This window comes from Elstera litoralis (assembly GCF_000963705.1).
In the GTDB taxonomy this organism is placed as follows: domain Bacteria; phylum Pseudomonadota; class Alphaproteobacteria; order Elsterales; family Elsteraceae; genus Elstera; species Elstera litoralis.
This window is the reverse complement of record NZ_LAJY01000097.1, coordinates 1-15,970: the sequence shown is the minus strand read 5'-3', so window position 1 is coordinate 15,970 and position 15,970 is coordinate 1. Positions and strand designations below refer to the sequence as shown.

At 61.8% G+C, this 15,970-nt stretch carries 19 protein-coding genes and 3 pseudogenes; 4 read left to right on the top strand and 18 right to left on the bottom strand.

Features of this window, described 5'->3' with window-relative positions; all coding sequences use genetic code 11:
* Positions 1 to 160, top strand: a 160-nt coding sequence (rpmG, locus tag VZ95_RS05050; RefSeq protein WP_084627585.1) for a 50S ribosomal protein L33, incomplete at its 5' end; no start/stop codon positions are given.
* 134 nt (positions 161 to 294) lie between these two features.
* Here rpmG and VZ95_RS05045 read toward each other — a convergent pair.
* Both VZ95_RS05045 and VZ95_RS05040 read right to left on the bottom strand, forming a co-directional pair.
* On the bottom strand, positions 295 to 1,683 hold the full coding sequence (locus tag VZ95_RS05045) for a PleD family two-component system response regulator (RefSeq protein WP_045774898.1): 1,389 nt from the start codon (positions 1,681 to 1,683) through the stop codon (positions 295 to 297).
* 6 nt (positions 1,684 to 1,689) lie between these two features.
* Positions 1,690 to 2,052, bottom strand: a complete 363-nt coding sequence (locus tag VZ95_RS05040) for a response regulator (RefSeq protein WP_045774897.1) — start codon at positions 2,050 to 2,052, stop codon at positions 1,690 to 1,692.
* A 124-nt stretch (positions 2,053 to 2,176) separates the two neighbouring features.
* On the opposite strand from VZ95_RS05040, the pseudogene VZ95_RS29125 reads away from it, so the two are divergent.
* Positions 2,177 to 3,000 (top strand): annotated as a pseudogene (locus VZ95_RS29125) (Y-family DNA polymerase).
* Positions 2,991 to 3,401 (top strand): DinB/UmuC family translesion DNA polymerase, encoded by a 411-nt coding sequence (locus tag VZ95_RS23870; RefSeq protein WP_052711497.1) that lies wholly within the window; start codon positions 2,991 to 2,993, stop codon positions 3,399 to 3,401. Before VZ95_RS29125 ends, VZ95_RS23870 begins: the two are co-directional and overlap by 10 nt.
* Here VZ95_RS23870 and VZ95_RS05030 read toward each other — a convergent pair.
* From VZ95_RS05030 to rpiB, 16 genes and pseudogenes are all read right to left on the bottom strand, one after another.
* Positions 3,398 to 4,450 (bottom strand): glycosyltransferase family 9 protein, encoded by a 1,053-nt coding sequence (locus VZ95_RS05030; RefSeq protein WP_045774896.1) that lies wholly within the window; start codon positions 4,448 to 4,450, stop codon positions 3,398 to 3,400. The two genes, VZ95_RS23870 and VZ95_RS05030, sit on opposite strands and share 4 nt — an antisense overlap.
* A gap of 16 nt (positions 4,451 to 4,466) precedes the next feature.
* Positions 4,467 to 5,285 carry an EipB family protein gene (locus VZ95_RS05025; protein ID WP_045774895.1) on the bottom strand — a complete coding sequence of 273 codons (819 nt, stop codon included), beginning with the start codon at positions 5,283 to 5,285 and terminating at the stop codon, positions 4,467 to 4,469.
* Between the two features lie 131 nt (positions 5,286 to 5,416).
* On the bottom strand, positions 5,417 to 7,198 hold the full coding sequence (locus VZ95_RS05020) for a Tex family protein (RefSeq protein WP_408606064.1): 1,782 nt from the start codon (positions 7,196 to 7,198) through the stop codon (positions 5,417 to 5,419).
* Positions 7,146 to 7,763, bottom strand: coding sequence for a Tex-like N-terminal domain-containing protein (locus tag VZ95_RS29120; protein WP_408606063.1), 618 nt, complete (start codon positions 7,761 to 7,763; stop codon positions 7,146 to 7,148). Before VZ95_RS29120 ends, VZ95_RS05020 begins: the two co-directional genes overlap by 53 nt.
* Before the next feature lie 123 nt (positions 7,764 to 7,886).
* Positions 7,887 to 8,087 carry a hypothetical protein gene (locus tag VZ95_RS05015; protein ID WP_045774894.1) on the bottom strand — a complete coding sequence of 67 codons (201 nt, stop codon included), beginning with the start codon at positions 8,085 to 8,087 and terminating at the stop codon, positions 7,887 to 7,889.
* Positions 8,062 to 8,331, bottom strand: a complete 270-nt coding sequence (locus tag VZ95_RS05010) for a hypothetical protein (protein ID WP_045774893.1) — start codon at positions 8,329 to 8,331, stop codon at positions 8,062 to 8,064. Before VZ95_RS05010 ends, VZ95_RS05015 begins: the two co-directional genes overlap by 26 nt.
* Before the next feature lie 43 nt (positions 8,332 to 8,374).
* Positions 8,375 to 9,364, bottom strand: a complete 990-nt coding sequence (gene thiL / locus VZ95_RS05005) for a thiamine-phosphate kinase (RefSeq protein WP_045774892.1) — start codon at positions 9,362 to 9,364, stop codon at positions 8,375 to 8,377.
* Positions 9,365 to 9,374: 10 nt separating this feature from the next.
* Positions 9,375 to 9,827: a transcription antitermination factor NusB gene (nusB, locus tag VZ95_RS05000; RefSeq protein ID WP_045774891.1), complete on the bottom strand. Its 453-nt coding sequence runs from the start codon at positions 9,825 to 9,827 to the stop codon at positions 9,375 to 9,377.
* Positions 9,828 to 9,832: 5 nt separating this feature from the next.
* The gene (ribH, locus tag VZ95_RS04995) at positions 9,833 to 10,288 is read right to left on the bottom strand and encodes a 6,7-dimethyl-8-ribityllumazine synthase (RefSeq protein WP_045774890.1); all 456 of its coding nucleotides are present in this window, start codon (positions 10,286 to 10,288) and stop codon (positions 9,833 to 9,835) included.
* A gap of 17 nt (positions 10,289 to 10,305) precedes the next feature.
* A pseudogene (gene ribB / locus VZ95_RS04990) lies at positions 10,306 to 11,416 on the bottom strand (3,4-dihydroxy-2-butanone-4-phosphate synthase).
* On the bottom strand, positions 11,400 to 12,041 hold the full coding sequence (locus VZ95_RS04985) for a riboflavin synthase (RefSeq protein WP_045774889.1): 642 nt from the start codon (positions 12,039 to 12,041) through the stop codon (positions 11,400 to 11,402). Before VZ95_RS04985 ends, ribB begins: the two are co-directional and overlap by 17 nt.
* Before the next feature lie 10 nt (positions 12,042 to 12,051).
* Positions 12,052 to 12,804 carry a RibD family protein gene (locus tag VZ95_RS04980; protein ID WP_332307990.1) on the bottom strand — a complete coding sequence of 251 codons (753 nt, stop codon included), beginning with the start codon at positions 12,802 to 12,804 and terminating at the stop codon, positions 12,052 to 12,054.
* Positions 12,768 to 13,169: a deaminase gene (locus VZ95_RS28540; RefSeq protein ID WP_332307989.1), complete on the bottom strand. Its 402-nt coding sequence runs from the start codon at positions 13,167 to 13,169 to the stop codon at positions 12,768 to 12,770. The genes VZ95_RS04980 and VZ95_RS28540 overlap by 37 nt, the downstream gene beginning before the upstream one ends.
* The gene (nrdR, locus tag VZ95_RS04975; RefSeq protein WP_045774888.1) at positions 13,150 to 13,611 is read right to left on the bottom strand and encodes a transcriptional regulator NrdR; all 462 of its coding nucleotides are present in this window, start codon (positions 13,609 to 13,611) and stop codon (positions 13,150 to 13,152) included. Before nrdR ends, VZ95_RS28540 begins: the two co-directional genes overlap by 20 nt.
* Before the next feature lie 27 nt (positions 13,612 to 13,638).
* Positions 13,639 to 14,918, bottom strand: a pseudogene (glyA, locus tag VZ95_RS04970) (serine hydroxymethyltransferase).
* Between the two features lie 54 nt (positions 14,919 to 14,972).
* Positions 14,973 to 15,440: a ribose 5-phosphate isomerase B gene (rpiB, locus tag VZ95_RS04965; protein WP_232302480.1), complete on the bottom strand. Its 468-nt coding sequence runs from the start codon at positions 15,438 to 15,440 to the stop codon at positions 14,973 to 14,975.
* A gap of 234 nt (positions 15,441 to 15,674) precedes the next feature.
* On the opposite strand from rpiB, the gene VZ95_RS04960 reads away from it, so the two are divergent.
* Positions 15,675 to 15,970: MucR family transcriptional regulator (locus tag VZ95_RS04960; RefSeq protein WP_198148094.1), on the top strand; the 296-nt coding region annotated here is incomplete at its 3' end.

The following is a 15,970-nucleotide window of genomic DNA, read 5'->3' as shown; positions in this document are numbered from 1 at the left end:
GCCAACTTCCCTGCTGATCAAGCTGGTTAGCACCGCGGACACGGGCTTCTACTACGTGACTAAGAAGAACCCGCGTAAGACCACGAACAAACTGGAACTCAAGAAGTATGATCCGGTCGTGCGTAAGCACGTCGTGTTCCGCGAAGCGAAAATTAAGTAGTTTAAGCTGGTCACGCAGCTTAAAATCGAAAGCGCCGGTCTTGTACCGGCGCTTTTCGTTTGGGGGTTAGGATAGAATGCGGGCGTAAAAAAAGCGGAGGAAACTCCCCCGCTTTCACCCGTCCCGCACGCCGGTTACGCCACCGGCATCGATGCTTCCACGCGGTTCCGGCCCGCCTGCTTGGCCCGATACATCGCCTCATCGGCCCGGCGCAGTAAATCGGAGCCGGAGGTTTCCCCGAGTTCCGATACTGAAACGCCAATGCTGATTGTCACCGGCAACTCGCCCGCCGCCGCAACGGTAAACGGATCGTCCTGCATGCGCGTTCGCAGCCGTTCCGACACTTTAATCGCAACGTCGATGTTCGTGTCGGGCATGACGACGACAAACTCTTCGCCGCCGATGCGCGCAATCATATCGAAATGGCGTAAGGAGCGGCGCATGCGATTGGCGAACTCGATCAGCACCTCATCGCCCGCCGCATGGCCGTAGGTATCGTTCAGGCGCTTGAAATGGTCGATATCGCAAAAGGCCACCGACAGCGGTTTACGCACATCGTTGGCGTTGCGCACCATTTGATCGAGATGCACATCCAGATAGCGGCGGTTATAAACCCCCGTCAGCGCATCGGTGGAGGCCAGCGCGATGCTTTCCTCGAAATTCATGCGCAACCGCGTCTGATAACGGCGGCGGCGGATTTGCGTGCGCACGCGCGCCTGTAATTCCTGCCGCTCAATCGGGCGCATCACGTAATCATTCACGCCAAGATCAAGCGCTTTGGCGATCTTGCCGATATCTTCCTCGTCTTCCGCCAACAGAAGAATCGGCAGGGAGCGCACGCTTTCATTGACGTGGGAGCGGATTTGGCTGCACAGCCGCAACGCGTCGCCTTCCATCAAGGTCAGCGAGATAATCGCCAGATCGAAAACATTGCTGTTTACGGCGGCAATAGCGCCCTCGGTATTGTGGATGCTTGCAATCGAATGTCGGTCGGATTTGAGAATATTCACGATATTCTCGGCATCGATGGCACTTTCCTCGACGACCAGAATCCGCCCTTCGGTAGCAACCTCCTGGCTCATCACTGGTGCCGGCGCGGCGAGGCCAAGGCGGGACGAGGTTTCTTCCCGCACCCGCCACGCATCCATCAGGTTCTTCAGGCGAATGAGCGAGCGGACGCGCGCAAACAGCGGCACATCGCGCACGGGTTTCGACAGAAAATCATCGGCCCCGGCCTGCAAACCGCGCACGCGGTCCGCCGTGTCCGACAGGGCCGTGACCATAATCACGGGGATATGGGCAGTGGCCGGGTCTTCTTTCAGCTTCTCGCAAACCTTGAACCCGTCCATGCCGGGCATCATCACGTCGAGCAGGATTAGATCGGGCGATTCGCTGCGTGCAAGTTCCAGCGCCGTCGGCCCATTTTCCGCCGAAATGACGTCATAATATTCGCTCGTCAGTTTTGCTTCGAGCAGTTTGATATTCGGAAGAATATCATCAACAACGAGGATACGGCCCGGCATCAGCCCTTAACCCAAAAAGCGCTGAACGGTCTCGAGGAAGTTTGCGACCGAAATTGGTTTGGCAATATATGCCTCGCAGCCCCCCTCGCGGATTTTTTCTTCATCACCCTTCATAGCGAAAGCCGTAACCGCAATAATTGGAATAGAGCGTAGGTGTTCATCCTGCTTGATCCACTTGGTAACTTCAAGGCCAGACACTTCCGGCAGTTGAATATCCATCAGAATCAGGTCGGGCCGCTCCTCCCGCGCGAGGCGCAGGGCTTCCATCCCGTCCCGCGATTGCAAAATACGATAGCCGCGCGCTTCCAACAAATCGTGGAAAAGCTTCATATTGAGTTCGTTGTCTTCAACGATCAAAACCGTCTTCATCGAAATATACCGAAGCCTCCAAGCGCCGGGACCCTATGCCGCCCGCAACACGAATCTCACTGTAGCGACTCGCCACTCGCAAAGAAACCATAACCTTAACCTCTGTTGGGACTATGCTGCCGTAATGTTGGGTCGTCTTCACGCCGAGGGCATAACGGGCTTCTGCCGCGACTGTTTGGCGAACCCGCTTCCCGCCCCGGAAACCCGCCAAGACGCGCAGGCGCGCTTAAAATCGCGCTGCCCGGTCTGCGGGTCGCCGCGCCTGCGCTTCCATGCCGAATGGGATCGGCTCACCCTTGCCCATATAGATTGTGATGCATTTTATGCATCTGTGGAAAAACGCGACCGGCCCGATTTGCGGCACCGGCCCGTTATCGTTGGCGGCGGCGAGCGCGGGGTTGTTTCGGCGGCCTGTTATGTGGCGCGGGCGCGGGCGTGCGCTCCGCAATGCCGATGGGCCAAGCCTTGCGCCTCTGCCCCGATGCGACCGTCTTTCCGCCCGCGATCAGCAAATATGCCGCCGTTAGCCGCGCCCTGCGCCGCCGCCTGCTCGCCCTCACCCCATTGGTGGAACCCTTGGCACTCGACGAAGCCTTTCTCGATCTCAGCGAGCCCGTCCAGCGCGGCGGCGTTCCCGCCGCGCTGCTGTTGGCCAATCTGGCGCGCGAGGTGGAAGCCAATCTCGGCATTACGCTCTCGATTGGGCTTGGGCCGAATAAGCTTCTGGCGAAAATCGCTTCCGACCTCGATAAGCCGCGCGGTTTTGCGTTGATCGGGCAGGCGGAAGCGGCGGCCTTCCTCGCCCCGCGCCCGGTTTCGCTGCTCTGGGGCGTCGGTAAGGCGCTGGCGGCGGCGCTGGAGCGCGAGGGTATCCGAACGGTTGGCGATTTGGCGGCGCGGGAGCGATCTGGGTCGCCCGGCGTTTCGGGCAGGTCGGGTTGCGCCTGACCGAATTCGCGCGCGGCCAGGATCGCCGCCGCATCACCCCGGACCGGCCCGCCAAAAGCGTCGGCGCGGAAACCACCTTCCGCAAAGACCGCACCCATCTCGACGATCTCACCGAGGCGCTGCGCCCCTTGGCCGAAACCGTGGCGCGGCGGCTTCAGGCGGCGGATAAGCTTGCCGCCGGGGTAACGGTGAAAATGAAAACGGCGGATTTCGTCCAGCGCACCCGCTCCACCGGCCTGCCCGTCCCTACTCAGGACGCAGAAACGCTCTGGGCGGCCTGCGTGAACCTGTTGCGCGCCGAAAATTTGGAGAAAAGCATTCGCTTGATCGGCCTTACCTGCGACCGGCTCGTCGATGCGGACGCGATGGAAGATCAAGACCTTCTCGCCGACCGGCCTTAAGAATAATGCGCAACCAGCCGTTCGATGCGGGGGAGAACATCGCCGACGGGAATCGCCTCCGGGTTGATCGTGCCATACTGCCGGGCCGATAAAACCTCGGATATCCCCGACAGCGGCCGATATTTCTTGGGGTTCGTATAGCCGAAAAGCGTGAGCAACGGCGTATTGGCCGCCGCCAGCATATGCGCCATGCCGCAATCATTCGTGACCGCCGCACAAAGTTGCCGCCCCAACGCCACCGTCATCAGCGGCGATGAAAACGCCGGATGGAATTCCGCAGGCCGGTCCGCGTGCTGAATCCAGGCTGGCAAGAGCGGCGTCTCGAAGGCTTCTTGCACCACCGGCACCAAATCCGCCTCGGCTGGCCCCAGCAGGAAAACCGGCGTTAGCCCGCCCGCACTCAAAGCGCGCGCCACGGCAAAATAGCGCTCCAACGGCCAGCATTTGCCGCGATCCCCCGCGCCCGGAACGAGGCCGACATATTTCGGCCCGTGGGGAAGCAGCGCCGCCGCTTGCGCCATCCGGTCCGGGCAGCGAAAATCGGGCGGCGGCAGATCGGCTGTCGGGCTGCCCCCCAAAGCATCCAGCAGCATCAGATATTGCGCGCTCAGATGCACGGGCTTGCGCCAATCGCGCGGCCAGCAGTGGGAGAACAGAAAATGTTTGGAGGCCGACACGAAGCACTTATGCCGCACCCGGCGCAGAATCAGCGTCTGCCACCAAACCTTCTCCAGATCGATCACCAGATCGAAGCGGCGGCCGGCGAGCGGACGGGGGCTGAGCGGATGAAGCGCGCGGCGGTCGAGACTCAAGCCCTGGTGGGTCAGAACCTCATCCAGATAGGGGGCCATTACGCTTTTCAGACTATCGGCATAGGCCGATCCGCCGAGCGAGACGGCAAACGTAATGCGGGCGTTGGGATAAAGGCAGCGTAACGCGTGAAAAAAGCCCGCTTGAATGAAGGCATCGCCAATGGGCTGATCTTTACCGTGAACGAGGATCGTTTCGGCTACAATCTCCAGCCCGAGCAGGCGGCGCAGTCGCGACATTCAAACCCCGTGGGCGTTAGGAGCATTTGGCTGCCGCGAGCGGTTCGACTTTCAACAGCTTTGCCCGCACGGCGAATTGACCGTAGTCGAGCGTCATGGTTCGGGAAACCCCATTTTCTAATAAATCGGTGCCCAATTCGTAATCCGGCTGCTCTTCCCCGAGGGTTTGCGGGTCGACCCCGGTGGATTCGGGGAAAAACGCCATGCGCATGCTCCAGGAGCGGCCTTTCAGCAGCGGATTGGCTTCCTTCGGATTGCCGGGACGGGCAAGCCCGATGGCGGCGGAAACCTGGGTTGCGCCTTCGACCGATCCGCCGTCGAAAACCGGCCGCGACAGAAAAACCTGCCCGGCCTTCGCTGCGTCGATCAGCGCAATCGTATGGGCCGAGGGAAACATCACGTCTTTCGGCAACGGAAAGCGCGCAGCTTCCGGGTTGGTAAAGCGCGCGAGACCGCGTTTGCCTTTGGGGGCCTGGGCGGTGCCGCGAATATCCTCATCGATTTCGCCATTGCTCATCTTCTTCACTTCGAAGCGATAGCGCTGGCCGTTTTTGGCTTCCCAGGAAACGAGGCTGATTTGAAGATCGGAATCGTCGGCGTCGGTATAGGAGAGGCGCAGCTTATAGCGCTGCTCCACGGCCCAGCCGTCGCAGGTATCGGCCCACTCGAAGTAGAGCTGCCCGCCCGCACCGATAATGCCGGAGCCCGATTGGCTACGGTCCAACGCCAGTTCATAAATCGCCCGATGGGGTTGGATCGATGACGCCGCCGAAGCGGCCCCTGCCCCCGTTAAAGCAACGACGATACTGAACGAAACAAACACGGCGCGGACCATTCGGGACCCTTCATCTCTACGAGCTCCCTTAGCCCGTATCGGCTCAATATGGCATAGATTAGGCAGACTACTAGAGATAAGCCGCATTTGGCCCGATTTGCCCGAGGTTAGCCTTTTATTCTTTTGCGCCTTCAGCAGAGCTGCCGCGAAAAATTCCGTCGCCCGCAGGTTCGGGCCGTTGTTGCGGCGCGCGCGGGGGCGGTGTCGGCCTGCCCTGTCCTGGCTTCCCGGAGAGGGCGCGGCGACGCATCGCGCGGGGCGGTTGGGCGCGGGCCGCTTGAGCGGGCGGGGGCCGAGCCATCCATCGGATCGTCGAGACGCATGGTCAGGCCGACGCGCTTGCGCTTGATATCGACCTCCAACACTTTCACCTTCACCACTTGGCCGGGTTTCACTACCTCGCGCGGGTCTTTGACGAACTTGTTCGACAGGGCCGAGACGTGAACCAACCCGTCCTGATGCACGCCGATATCAACGAAAGCGCCGAAGGCGGCGACATTGGTGACGACGCCTTCCAGCAGCATGCCGGGCTGAAGATCCTTCAGCGCTTCGACGCCATCCTTAAAGGTCGCCGTTTTGAACTCGGGGCGCGGATCGCGGCCCGGCTTATCGAGTTCGCGCAAAATATCCTGCACGGTCGGCAGCCCGAAGCGGTCGTCGGCGAAGCTCGCGGGATTGAGCCCGCGCAAGGTGGCGCTATCGCCGATGATGTCGGCCACGGGCTTTGCCACGCTTTGGGCGATTTTGCGGACCACCGGATAGGCTTCCGGATGGACGGAGGAGGCATCGAGCGGCTCGTCGCCGCCGCGAATGCGCAAGAAGCCCGCCGCCTGTTCGAAGGCTTTCGGCCCCAGCCGGGCGATTTCCTTCAACTGATTGCGATTGCGGAACGCGCCCTGGGCGTCGCGCCACGCGATGATATTGCGCGCCAAAGTCTCGTTGAGCCCCGACACGCGCGTGAGCAGCGGCACGGAAGCCGTATTGAGGTCGACCCCGACGCCGTTCACGCAGTCTTCCACCACGGCATCGAGCATGCGCGACAGTTTGCTTTCGCTCACATCGTGCTGATATTGGCCAACGCCGATGGATTTAGGATCGATCTTCACCAGTTCGGCCAACGGGTCTTGCAGCCGCCGCCCGATGGAAATCGCGCCGCGGATCGACACGTCAATGCTCGGGAATTCTTGGCTGGCAAAAGCCGAGGCGGAATAGACCGAGGCCCCCGCTTCCGACACCATCACCTTGGTCGCCTTCAAGGCCGGGAAGCGCGCCAGCAAATCGGCGGCAAACCGATCCGTCTCGCGGCTGGCGGTGCCATTGCCGATAGCGATGAGCTGCACGTCGTGCTTCTGGCAGAGGGCGGCAACCTGGTTGATCGCCTCCTCATAGCGCCGCTGCGGCTCGTGCGGGTAGATGGTTGCCGTATCGAGCAGCTTGCCGGTGGCATCGACCACGGCAACCTTGGTGCCGGTGCGGAACCCCGGATCGAGCGCCAAGGTCGGACGCATCCCGGCGGGGGCGGCCAGCAGCAGATCGCGCAGATTGCCCGCGAAGACGCGGATCGCCTCTTCCTCCGCCTGCTCGAACAGCCGGTTCATCAGATCGAGTTCGAGATGGACCGAAACTTTCACCCGCCAGCACCAGCGCGCCACGTCCAGCAGCCACGCATCCGCCGCGCGCCCGCGCGCTTCGATGCCGAAGCGCAGGGCAATCCGGCTTTCGCACGGCCCCATCTGGCCGGGGGGCGGCTCTTCGGGCAGGCCGAGGGTAACCGTCAGAAACTCTTCCTTGCGGCCCCGGAACAGCGCGAGCGCCCGATGCGAGGGGATTTGCCGGATCGGCTCGGCATAATCGAAATAATCAGAGAATTTCGCCCCAGCCTCTTCCTTGCCCTCGATGCCTTTCGCGCGCACAACGCCGTTTTTCCCAGAGGAAATTGCGCAAAGCGCCGACCAGTTCGGCATCTTCGGCGAAACGTTCGATGAGGATTTGCTTCGCCCCATCGAGGGCGGCTTTAACATCCGCCACGCCTTTTTCGGCATCGATAAAGGCTGCCGCCTCGGTTTCCGGCGTGCGCGTCGGGTCGGTCAATAGCAGATCGGCCAGCGGCTCGAGTCCGGCTTCGCGGGCGATTTGGGCTTTGGTGCGGCGCTTTTGTTTGTAGGGGAGATAGAGATCTTCCAGGCGGGCCTTGGTCTCGGCAGCCATGAACAGCGCTAGAAGCTCGTCGGTCAGCTTGCCCTGCTCGCGCACCGAGGCAATCACGGCGTCGCGCCGCTCATCCAGCTCGCGCAGATAGCGCAACCGCTCTTCGAGGGTTCGCAGTTGAATATCGTCAAGCTCGCCGGTCGCTTCCTTGCGGTAGCGCGCGATGAAAGGCACCGTCGAGCCGCCATCCAGCAAGGCAATCGTCGCTTCGACCTGCTCCAGTCGAACCGATAATTCATCTGCAAGCCGCCGCTCAATCGATACAGCCATTCCAAACCCTCTTCTCTACAACCGAACTGCCCCAAACCGGGAGCGGCAGGCGTAGCAACCCCTTCCCCGTTAGGCTAGGGACAAAAAGCGGAGGGTTCGGAGGGCGATGGTCAGGGGTGCCGATTAAGATTCGACGGGGCGGATTGTGAGATTGCGAATGAAAATATCGCGCACGGCACCGGGGGTAAGAACCTCATTCGATTGCCGCACCATCATCTCGCGCAAATAATCGCTATTGTCGAGATTCTCCGGACCGGCGCGCGTCGCCAGTGACGATATAATATTGATGTACAGATCTTTAAGGCGTGGGCGCGATTCCAGCACGACCTTCAAAAGGCCCGCCTTCGCGCGTTTCAATCGTAAGCTTATAGGAACGCAGTTCCGCCGGAAAATTATTGCGAATGATGGAGATATTAATTTCCTCCATCTCCACAAAGGCTTGCCGACCGCCATCGCCTTCGAACTGCATTTTTTCGAGATACCGGATCAGGTAAAAACCGCCCGCAATGCCGCCCCCGACGCAGATCAGCATCAAAAAGCTGAGAATCATCCGCAAACCGCCGCGCATCGCCGCTTCCTTTCACCCGGTCATTCTGACCGCGAACGAGACTTTAGAAATGCCGAAAGCCCGTCTGCCCTAGAGGGAGAACCTGCCCCGCCCCATCGTACACCCGAACCCCGGACCCGGCGACGCACCTGCCCACAATCGTGATCGGCACGCCACTTGCCCGCGCGGCTTCATCCAGTATAGCAGCTTTTTTCGGCGAAATCGTTAGGGCGATTTCATAATCATCGCCGCCCGTCAGCAGATCGGCCAGCGCAAGGCGCCTCACCGCCTTTTGAGCGGCGGGTGACAGCGGGATTGCCGCAGCGTCCAGCGCGATTCCAACGCCGGAGGTGGCGGTGATATGGCCAAGATCGGCGATCAGCCCGTCGGAAATATCGAGCGCTGCCGAGGCGACCCCACGTAACGCCGCCATCGGTGCAAGGCGCGGGCTGGGCCGCCAATAGCGCGCGGCCAGAAAAGCGGCTTCTGTGTCAGACACGCCCCAATCCGCCGCAAGATCAGGCTCCCGCAACAGCCTGAGCCCGAGGAGAGCATCGCCAATCGTCCCCGTAACCGCCACCAGATCGCCAACCTGCGCGCCATTACGGCGCAGCGCAGCGCCGGTCGGAACCGTGCCGAAAACCGTGACGGAGAAACTAAGCGGCCCCGGCGTTTTCACGGTATCGCCGCCCGCAAGCGCGATTCCGAGCGCGGCCTGTTCGACCGCAAGCCCCTGGCTGAAGCGCGCGAGCCAAGCGCTCTCGATGGCGGCGGTCCAGAAGGTTGCCAGCGTATAGGCCAGCGGGTCCGCCCCCATCGCCGCAAGATCGGAGACCGAGGAGCGCAGGATTTTCGCCGCCACCAGCGCCGGATCGGCAGCGGGCAGAAAATGGACGCCCTCGATCTGGGCGTCGGTCGAAACCACCAATTGCCGCCCCGGTCCGGGGTCGAGCAAAGCCGCATCGTCGGTCAGGCCCAAGGCCCCCGGAAATCCTGCGGCGAGCGGGGCGAAATAGCGGGCGATCCGGTCGAACTCGCCCTCCCCACCGCTCATCTCAAACCCCTTACGAAAACTCGGCGTCGCGGATCGTGCGCGCAACCTTATCGAGCAGCCCGTTGACCATCCCCGGCTCCTTCCCGCCGAAGAAAGCGTGGGCGACATCGACATATTCGGTAATGACGACGCGCGCCGGAACATCCAGCATCGCCATCAATTCGGTAATGCCGACGCGCAGAATGGCGCGCAACACCGGGTCGATCCGCTCAATCGTCCAGCCTTCCGAAAGATTGGCCGAAATAATGGCGTCCAACTCCGGCATGCGTTCGGCGGCGGCATCGACCAATTGCGCGAACAGAATTTCGTCGGTATTCGGCTCCAGGTAACTCTGGCGGAAATCCAGAATGAGCCGCGCCGTCGTAACCTTGTTGAAATCCTGCTGAAACAGGGCTTGAGCGGCGGCAATACGCGCCAATTGGCGCGGGGTGGGGCCGGGGGTTTTTTGCTTTTTATCGGTCATAACGCTTAGCTAACCCGGAACTGGCGGCGGAGGTCGATCATGCGCAGCACGGCACGGGCCACTTCGCCGCCCTTGTCCTTCCGGTCACGGCGCGCGCGCGCCCAGGCTTGATCGTCGTTCTCGACCGTCAACACCCCAAACCCTACCGCAGCACCGTGACGCAGGGCGATATCCTGCAAGCCGCGCGCGCTTTCGGCGCAGACATAATCATAATGGGTGGTTTCGCCGCGAATGACGCAGCCGAGGCCCAAGAACCCGTCGAAAGCTTTCGGCAGCGTCCCCGCTTTTCCGGCGCGCACGGCGAATTCCACCGCCGCCGGAATCTCGAAGGCCCCCGGCACGCTCAACCGCTCGAACGTCGCCCCCGCGTCGGTGAGCGCGGCAATCGCCCCCGCCGCCAGTTCATCGGCGATATCTTCGTAAAAGCGGGCTTCGACAATTAGAATATGGGGCTGGCTCATGCGACCGATCCGAAAGGTTAGGCGGGGGTAAGGGGGCGATGACCTACGATTGTTAGACCGTAGCCGTCAAGCCCAACGATGGTTTTCGGCGCATTGGTGAGCAATTCCATCTCCTGCACCCCCAAATCGAGCAAGATCTGTGCGCCCACGCCATAATCGCGGAGTTGGCTGCCCTGCTTGCTGGGATCGAGCCGCAGCCGGTCCGACAGGCTGGTCGCGCTCGGCTCGCGGATCAGCACGATTACGCCGCGCCCGATATCGCCAATCGCCCGCATCGCGGCTTGCAGATCGCCGGAGTGGGTGGAGCGGCTATCGCCCAGCACGTCATCGAGAATCGACATGGCGTGCATCCGCACCGGCACCGGCCCGGCCTGCGTCAGATCGCCCTTCACCAGCGCGATATGCTCGGCATAGGCGACCGTATTGCGGTAGACGATCAGGCGAAAGCTGCCCCCGTGGATCGATTCGAAGGTGGTTTCCGTTACCGGCTGCACCAGCTTTTCGCGGCGGCGGCGCCATTCGATCAAATCGGCGATGGTGCCGACCTTGAGGCCGTGGGTCTGGGCGAATTTGACCAGATCCGGCATGCGCGCCATCGTGCCATCGTCGTTCATGATCTCGCAGATCACGCCCGCGGGCGAGCGGCCCGCGAGGCGCGCGATATCGACGGCGGCTTCCGTATGGCCGACGCGCACCAGCACGCCGCCGTCGCGCGCGACCAGCGGAAAAACATGCCCCGGCGTCACAATATCCTCCCGGCCTTGGCCGGTCGATCGCCGTTGCCACCGTCAGCGCCCGGTCCGCCGCCGAAATGCCGGTCGAGACGCCCTCGCGCGCCTCAATCGACACCGTGAAGGCCGTTTGATGACGGGTGCCGTTCTGCTGGGCCATCAGCGGTAGGCCGAGTTCCTCGACGCGCTTGCGGTTCATGGCGAGGCAGATGAGGCCGCGCCCATAACGCGCCATGAAGTTGATCGCTTCCGGCGTGGCGGCATCGGCGGGAATCACCAGATCGCCTTCGTTTTCGCGGTCTTCATCATCGACCAGAATGAACATGCGGCCCTGGCGCGCATCTTCGATCAACTCGTCGATGGAGGAGACGATTTCGAGATCATGAGTTTTGCGCATGGCTAGCTCCCGCCGTTTCCATCAGCCGGGCCATATAGCGCGCCAGCATATCGATTTCAAAATTCACCCCGTCGCCGACCGCAAGCCCGCCGAGCGTGGTATGGGTCGCCGTATGCGGAATGATGTTCACCGTAAACTCGGTCTCACCGAGCGTCGATCCCGCCGTAGCCCCCACCTCGTTCACCGTCAGCGATACGCCGTCGAGCGTGATCGAGCCTTTCGGCGCAACGAAGCGGTGAAAGGGCGTCGGCAGGGCGAAGGTGAGACGCAGGCTGCCCGCAACGCTCTCCCGCCCCGTGAGATGCCCGACGCCATCGACGTGGCCGGAAACGTAATGACCGCCCAACTCGTCCCCCGCCTTCAGCGCCCGCTCCAGATTGAGTTTTCGCCCGACCTGCCAAGAACCGAGGGTGGTTTTCGATAGCGACTCGTCCGAGACTTCCACGGCGAACCAGCGCTCGCCCTGCTCGATCACGGTCATGCACGCGCCCGAGAGGGCAATGGACGCGCCGAGGGCGACGCCGACGAGCGGCTGGGAGGTATCGATTTCAAAGCGCGTATCGCCCCCCGCCTTGCGGGTTAGGCTGCGCACACTGCCGATCTCGGTGATGATGCCTGTAAACATGAGCCCGACCCTAGCGCTCGACCGTGAAGCTTTCCAGCAAATCCTCACCGAGAAACAGAGTGTCTACTCGGCGGAAACGACGGGCCAGGTCGGGCGTATCGACGCCATAGGCCGCAATCGCCGGAATCCCATCGCCGCCGATCACCGAGGGCGCGCGGAACCAGTGCAGCGCATCGATCAGATCGGCCCCGAGCAATCCCGCAATCAAACGCCCGCCGCCTTCGACCAGCAGCCGCGTCAGCCCGATTTCCCCCAGAAGCGCCAGGGCTTTGGGAAGGTCCATCTGCCCGTCGTGGATCGGCACCGTGAAAACCCGCACGCCCGCGTCTTTCAAGGCGCGCTGGCGGTTCTTATCGGAATCTTGGCGCGTCAGCACCCAGGTTGGATGCCAGGAAGCCGTGCGCACCATTTGCGCCGTCAGCGGGAGCGACAGCCGCCCATCGATAATCACCCGCACGGGCGAGCGGTGCGCGAGCCCCGGCAGGCGGCAATCCAGCGTCGGATCGTCCATCAGCGCCGTGGCCCCGCCGACGGCAATCGCGTCATGCTCGGCGCGCAAGCGATGGCCGAAGGCGCGCGCCTGCGGCCCGGTGATCCAGCGCGACGCCCCGGTGTGTGCCGCAATGCGCCCATCGAGCGAGGTTGCGATTTTCGCCGTCACCAGAGGACGCCCGAGGGTCACGCGCAGCAAAAACCCCGCCGCCACCGCCTGCGCTTCGTCGGCCATCACCCCGAGATCGACCTGAATACCGCCCGCGCGCATGCGAGCGATGCCCTGGCCGGAAGTGCGCGGGTCCGGGTCTTCCATCGCAATGACGGCGCGGGCGTCCCGGCGTCGACCAGCGCGTCGCAGCACGGCCCGGCCCGGCCATGATGGGCACAGGGCTCCAGCGTCACATAGGCGGTAGCCCCGCGCGCCGCCGCCCCCGCTTGGGTCAGCGCATGAATTTCGGCATGGGGCCGCCCGCTGGGTTGTGTCCAGCCCTGGGCGATAATCGCGCCGTCCTTCACCAGCACGCAGCCGACCGCAACCGACGGCCACACCTGCCCCCAACCCCGGCGGGCCAGACGCAGGGCAAGCCCCATAAAGCGTTCGTCCGCCGCTTGGTCAGTCGCGCGCATCGACATTCAGGCGATCGACCAAATCTTCAAAATCTTTGACTTCGTGGAAATTTTTATACACCGAGGCAAAGCGGACGTAGGCAACGGGATCGAGACTATACAGCGCTTCCATTACCTGCTCGCCGACCTTATCGGACGCGATTTCCGGCTCGCCCTGGCTTTCCAGCCGCCGAACGATACCATTGACCATTTGCTCGATCCGCTCGGCATCGACGGGCCGTTTCCGGCAGGCGATCTGAATCGAGCGGGCGAGCTTGTCGCGATCGAAGGGGACGCGCTTGCCATTCTTCTTAACCACGGTGAGTTCGCGCAACTGCACGCGCTCGAACGTGGTGAAACGCGACCCGCACGCCGCGCAGAACCGACGTCGCCGAATGGCGCTATTATCGTCGGTCGGCCGCGAGTCTTTGACCTGCGTGTCATCGTTTCCACAGAAGGGGCAGCGCATCGCCCTAGATCACCCTTTCAACCAAGCTTACGGGTAAATCGGGAAGCGGTGGCACAGGGCTTCCACCTGCGCCCGCACCTGGCTTCCACGCCCGCATTACCGTCCGCCCCATTGGCAACCAGACCATCGAGCACATCGCCGATCAACTGGCCGACCTGCTGGAACTCCGCCACGCCGAAGCCGCGCGTCGTGCCCGCTGGCGTGCCAAGACGGACGCCCGAGGTAATCATCGGCTTTTCCGGATCGAAGGGAATGCCGTTCTTATTGCAGGTGATGCCCGCCGCTTCTAGGTGATGCTCGACGACTTTGCCCGTCAGACCCTTCGGGCGCAGATCGACCAGAACTACATGGCTATCGGTGCCGCCCGAAACGATGTTCACGCCGCGCGACAGCAGCACTTCCGACAGCGCCCGCGCATTATCGATCACCAACTGAGCGTAGGCTTTGAACTCCGGTTGCAGCGCTTCGCCGAAGGCAACCGCCTTGGCCGCAATCACATGCATCAGCGGGCCGCCCTGAAGGCCGGGGAAGACCGCCGAGTTGATCTTTTTACCAAGGTCGGCATCGGTCGAGAGGATCATACCGCCGCGCGGGCCGCGCAGGGTTTTATGGGTCGTCGTCGTCACCACATGAGCGTGCGGCACTGGGTTCGGATAGGCCCCGCCCGCGACGAGCCCCGCGAAATGGGCCATATCAACCATCAAATACGCGCCGACTTTATCGGCAATCGCGCGCATCCGGGCGAAATCGATCACCCGCGGATAGGCCGAGCCGCCGCCGATAATGATCTTCGGCTTATGGGTGAGCGCCAGGTCTTCCATTTCATCATAGTCGATGAGTTGGTCTTGCTGGCGCACCTTATAGCCCACCGGCTTAAACCATTTACCCGACTGATTGGCCGGCGCGCCGTGGGTGAGATGGCCCCCGCAGGCGAGATCCATGCCCAAGAAGGTATCGCCCGGCTGCATCAGCGCGAAGAAGACGGCCTGATTGGCCTGCGCGCCCGAATGGGGCTGCACATTGGCGTAGGTCGCGCCGAAAATCTGGCAGGCGCGCTCAATGGCAATCTGCTCGGCGATATCGACGAACTCGCAGCCGCCGTAATAGCGACGGCCCGGATAGCCTTCGGCGTATTTATTGGTCAGCACCGAGCCCTGCGCTTCCAGCACGGCGCGGGAAACGATGTTTTCCGAGGCGATCAGTTCGATCTGATCGCGCTGGCGGTGCAGTTCCTGCTGAACCGATTGATTGACCGCCGGATCGGCATCGGCCAAAGAACGGGTGAAAAATCCAGTCGCTAAGCTCATTGCAGCCCCTCACACACCAGCAAAAAATCTCGAACTCTAACGAACCGGGGAAGCCTAGCCAAGCTTGGCAACCCGGCGGGCGTGGCGTTCGCCGCCATCAAACCCCGTCGTCAGAAATAGTTTCACAGCATCCGCTGCCAAGTCCGGCCCGATCAGGCGCGCGCCGAGCGCGATGACATTGGCATTGTTATGCTCGCGGGCAAGGCGCGCCGACAGCGAATCCGATACCAGCGCCGCCCGAATATGGGGATGGCGGTTGGCGGCAATCGAAATGCCGATGCCGCTGCCGCAGATCAACACCCCCTCGCTGGCTGCGCCGGTCTTCAGCGCCTCGGCCAGCTTATCGGCGTAATCTGGGTAATCGACCGATTCGCCCGCCTGCGGGCCGAGGTCAACAACCGTGTATCCCCAATCCTTCACCAAAGTGCAAAGATGGGATTTTAAATCGACCCCAGCATGATCGCTTGCGAAAGCAACGGTCGAAAGCGGCGTCGGGCGGGTTTCCATCGTGCGCATATCCATCGGTCGGCCCCTTCGTCTGTAGCGGTCTCGGTAGCCGAAACCCACCCGTCAGCACTCGTTGCAGGGGCAACACTTGAGAAGAGGCGCGACCATAACATATGGCTCGGCAAGGTCAAACGCTGCGGCCCCCCAGATGCTGCAAGGGTGCTATCCCCATCCCCTAACGCTTCCTAAATTACGCCTCGACAGTTGATTGTGTGAAATTTACTCGTATGCCTTCATTACGATATTTTCATGAAACCTGATATGATTTTTGTAGAAAGACGATTAGCCCCACCCTATAATAATCTCACCTTAGAAATTGTAACCTATGGCGATATCTCACCGATGAGCGAAGAAACGAATACCATTGCATTGCCGCAAACTGCCCTATTGGACCTGACGACTCAGGTGGTTGCAGCTTATGTTGGTCGGAATGATGTTGCACCGAGCCAGATCACCGATCTGATTCACACGGTGTTTGCAACACTGAGGGATATTTCGGTCGATAAGCCGGTCGAAATCATCGAGCCGCAAAAACCCGCCGTTCC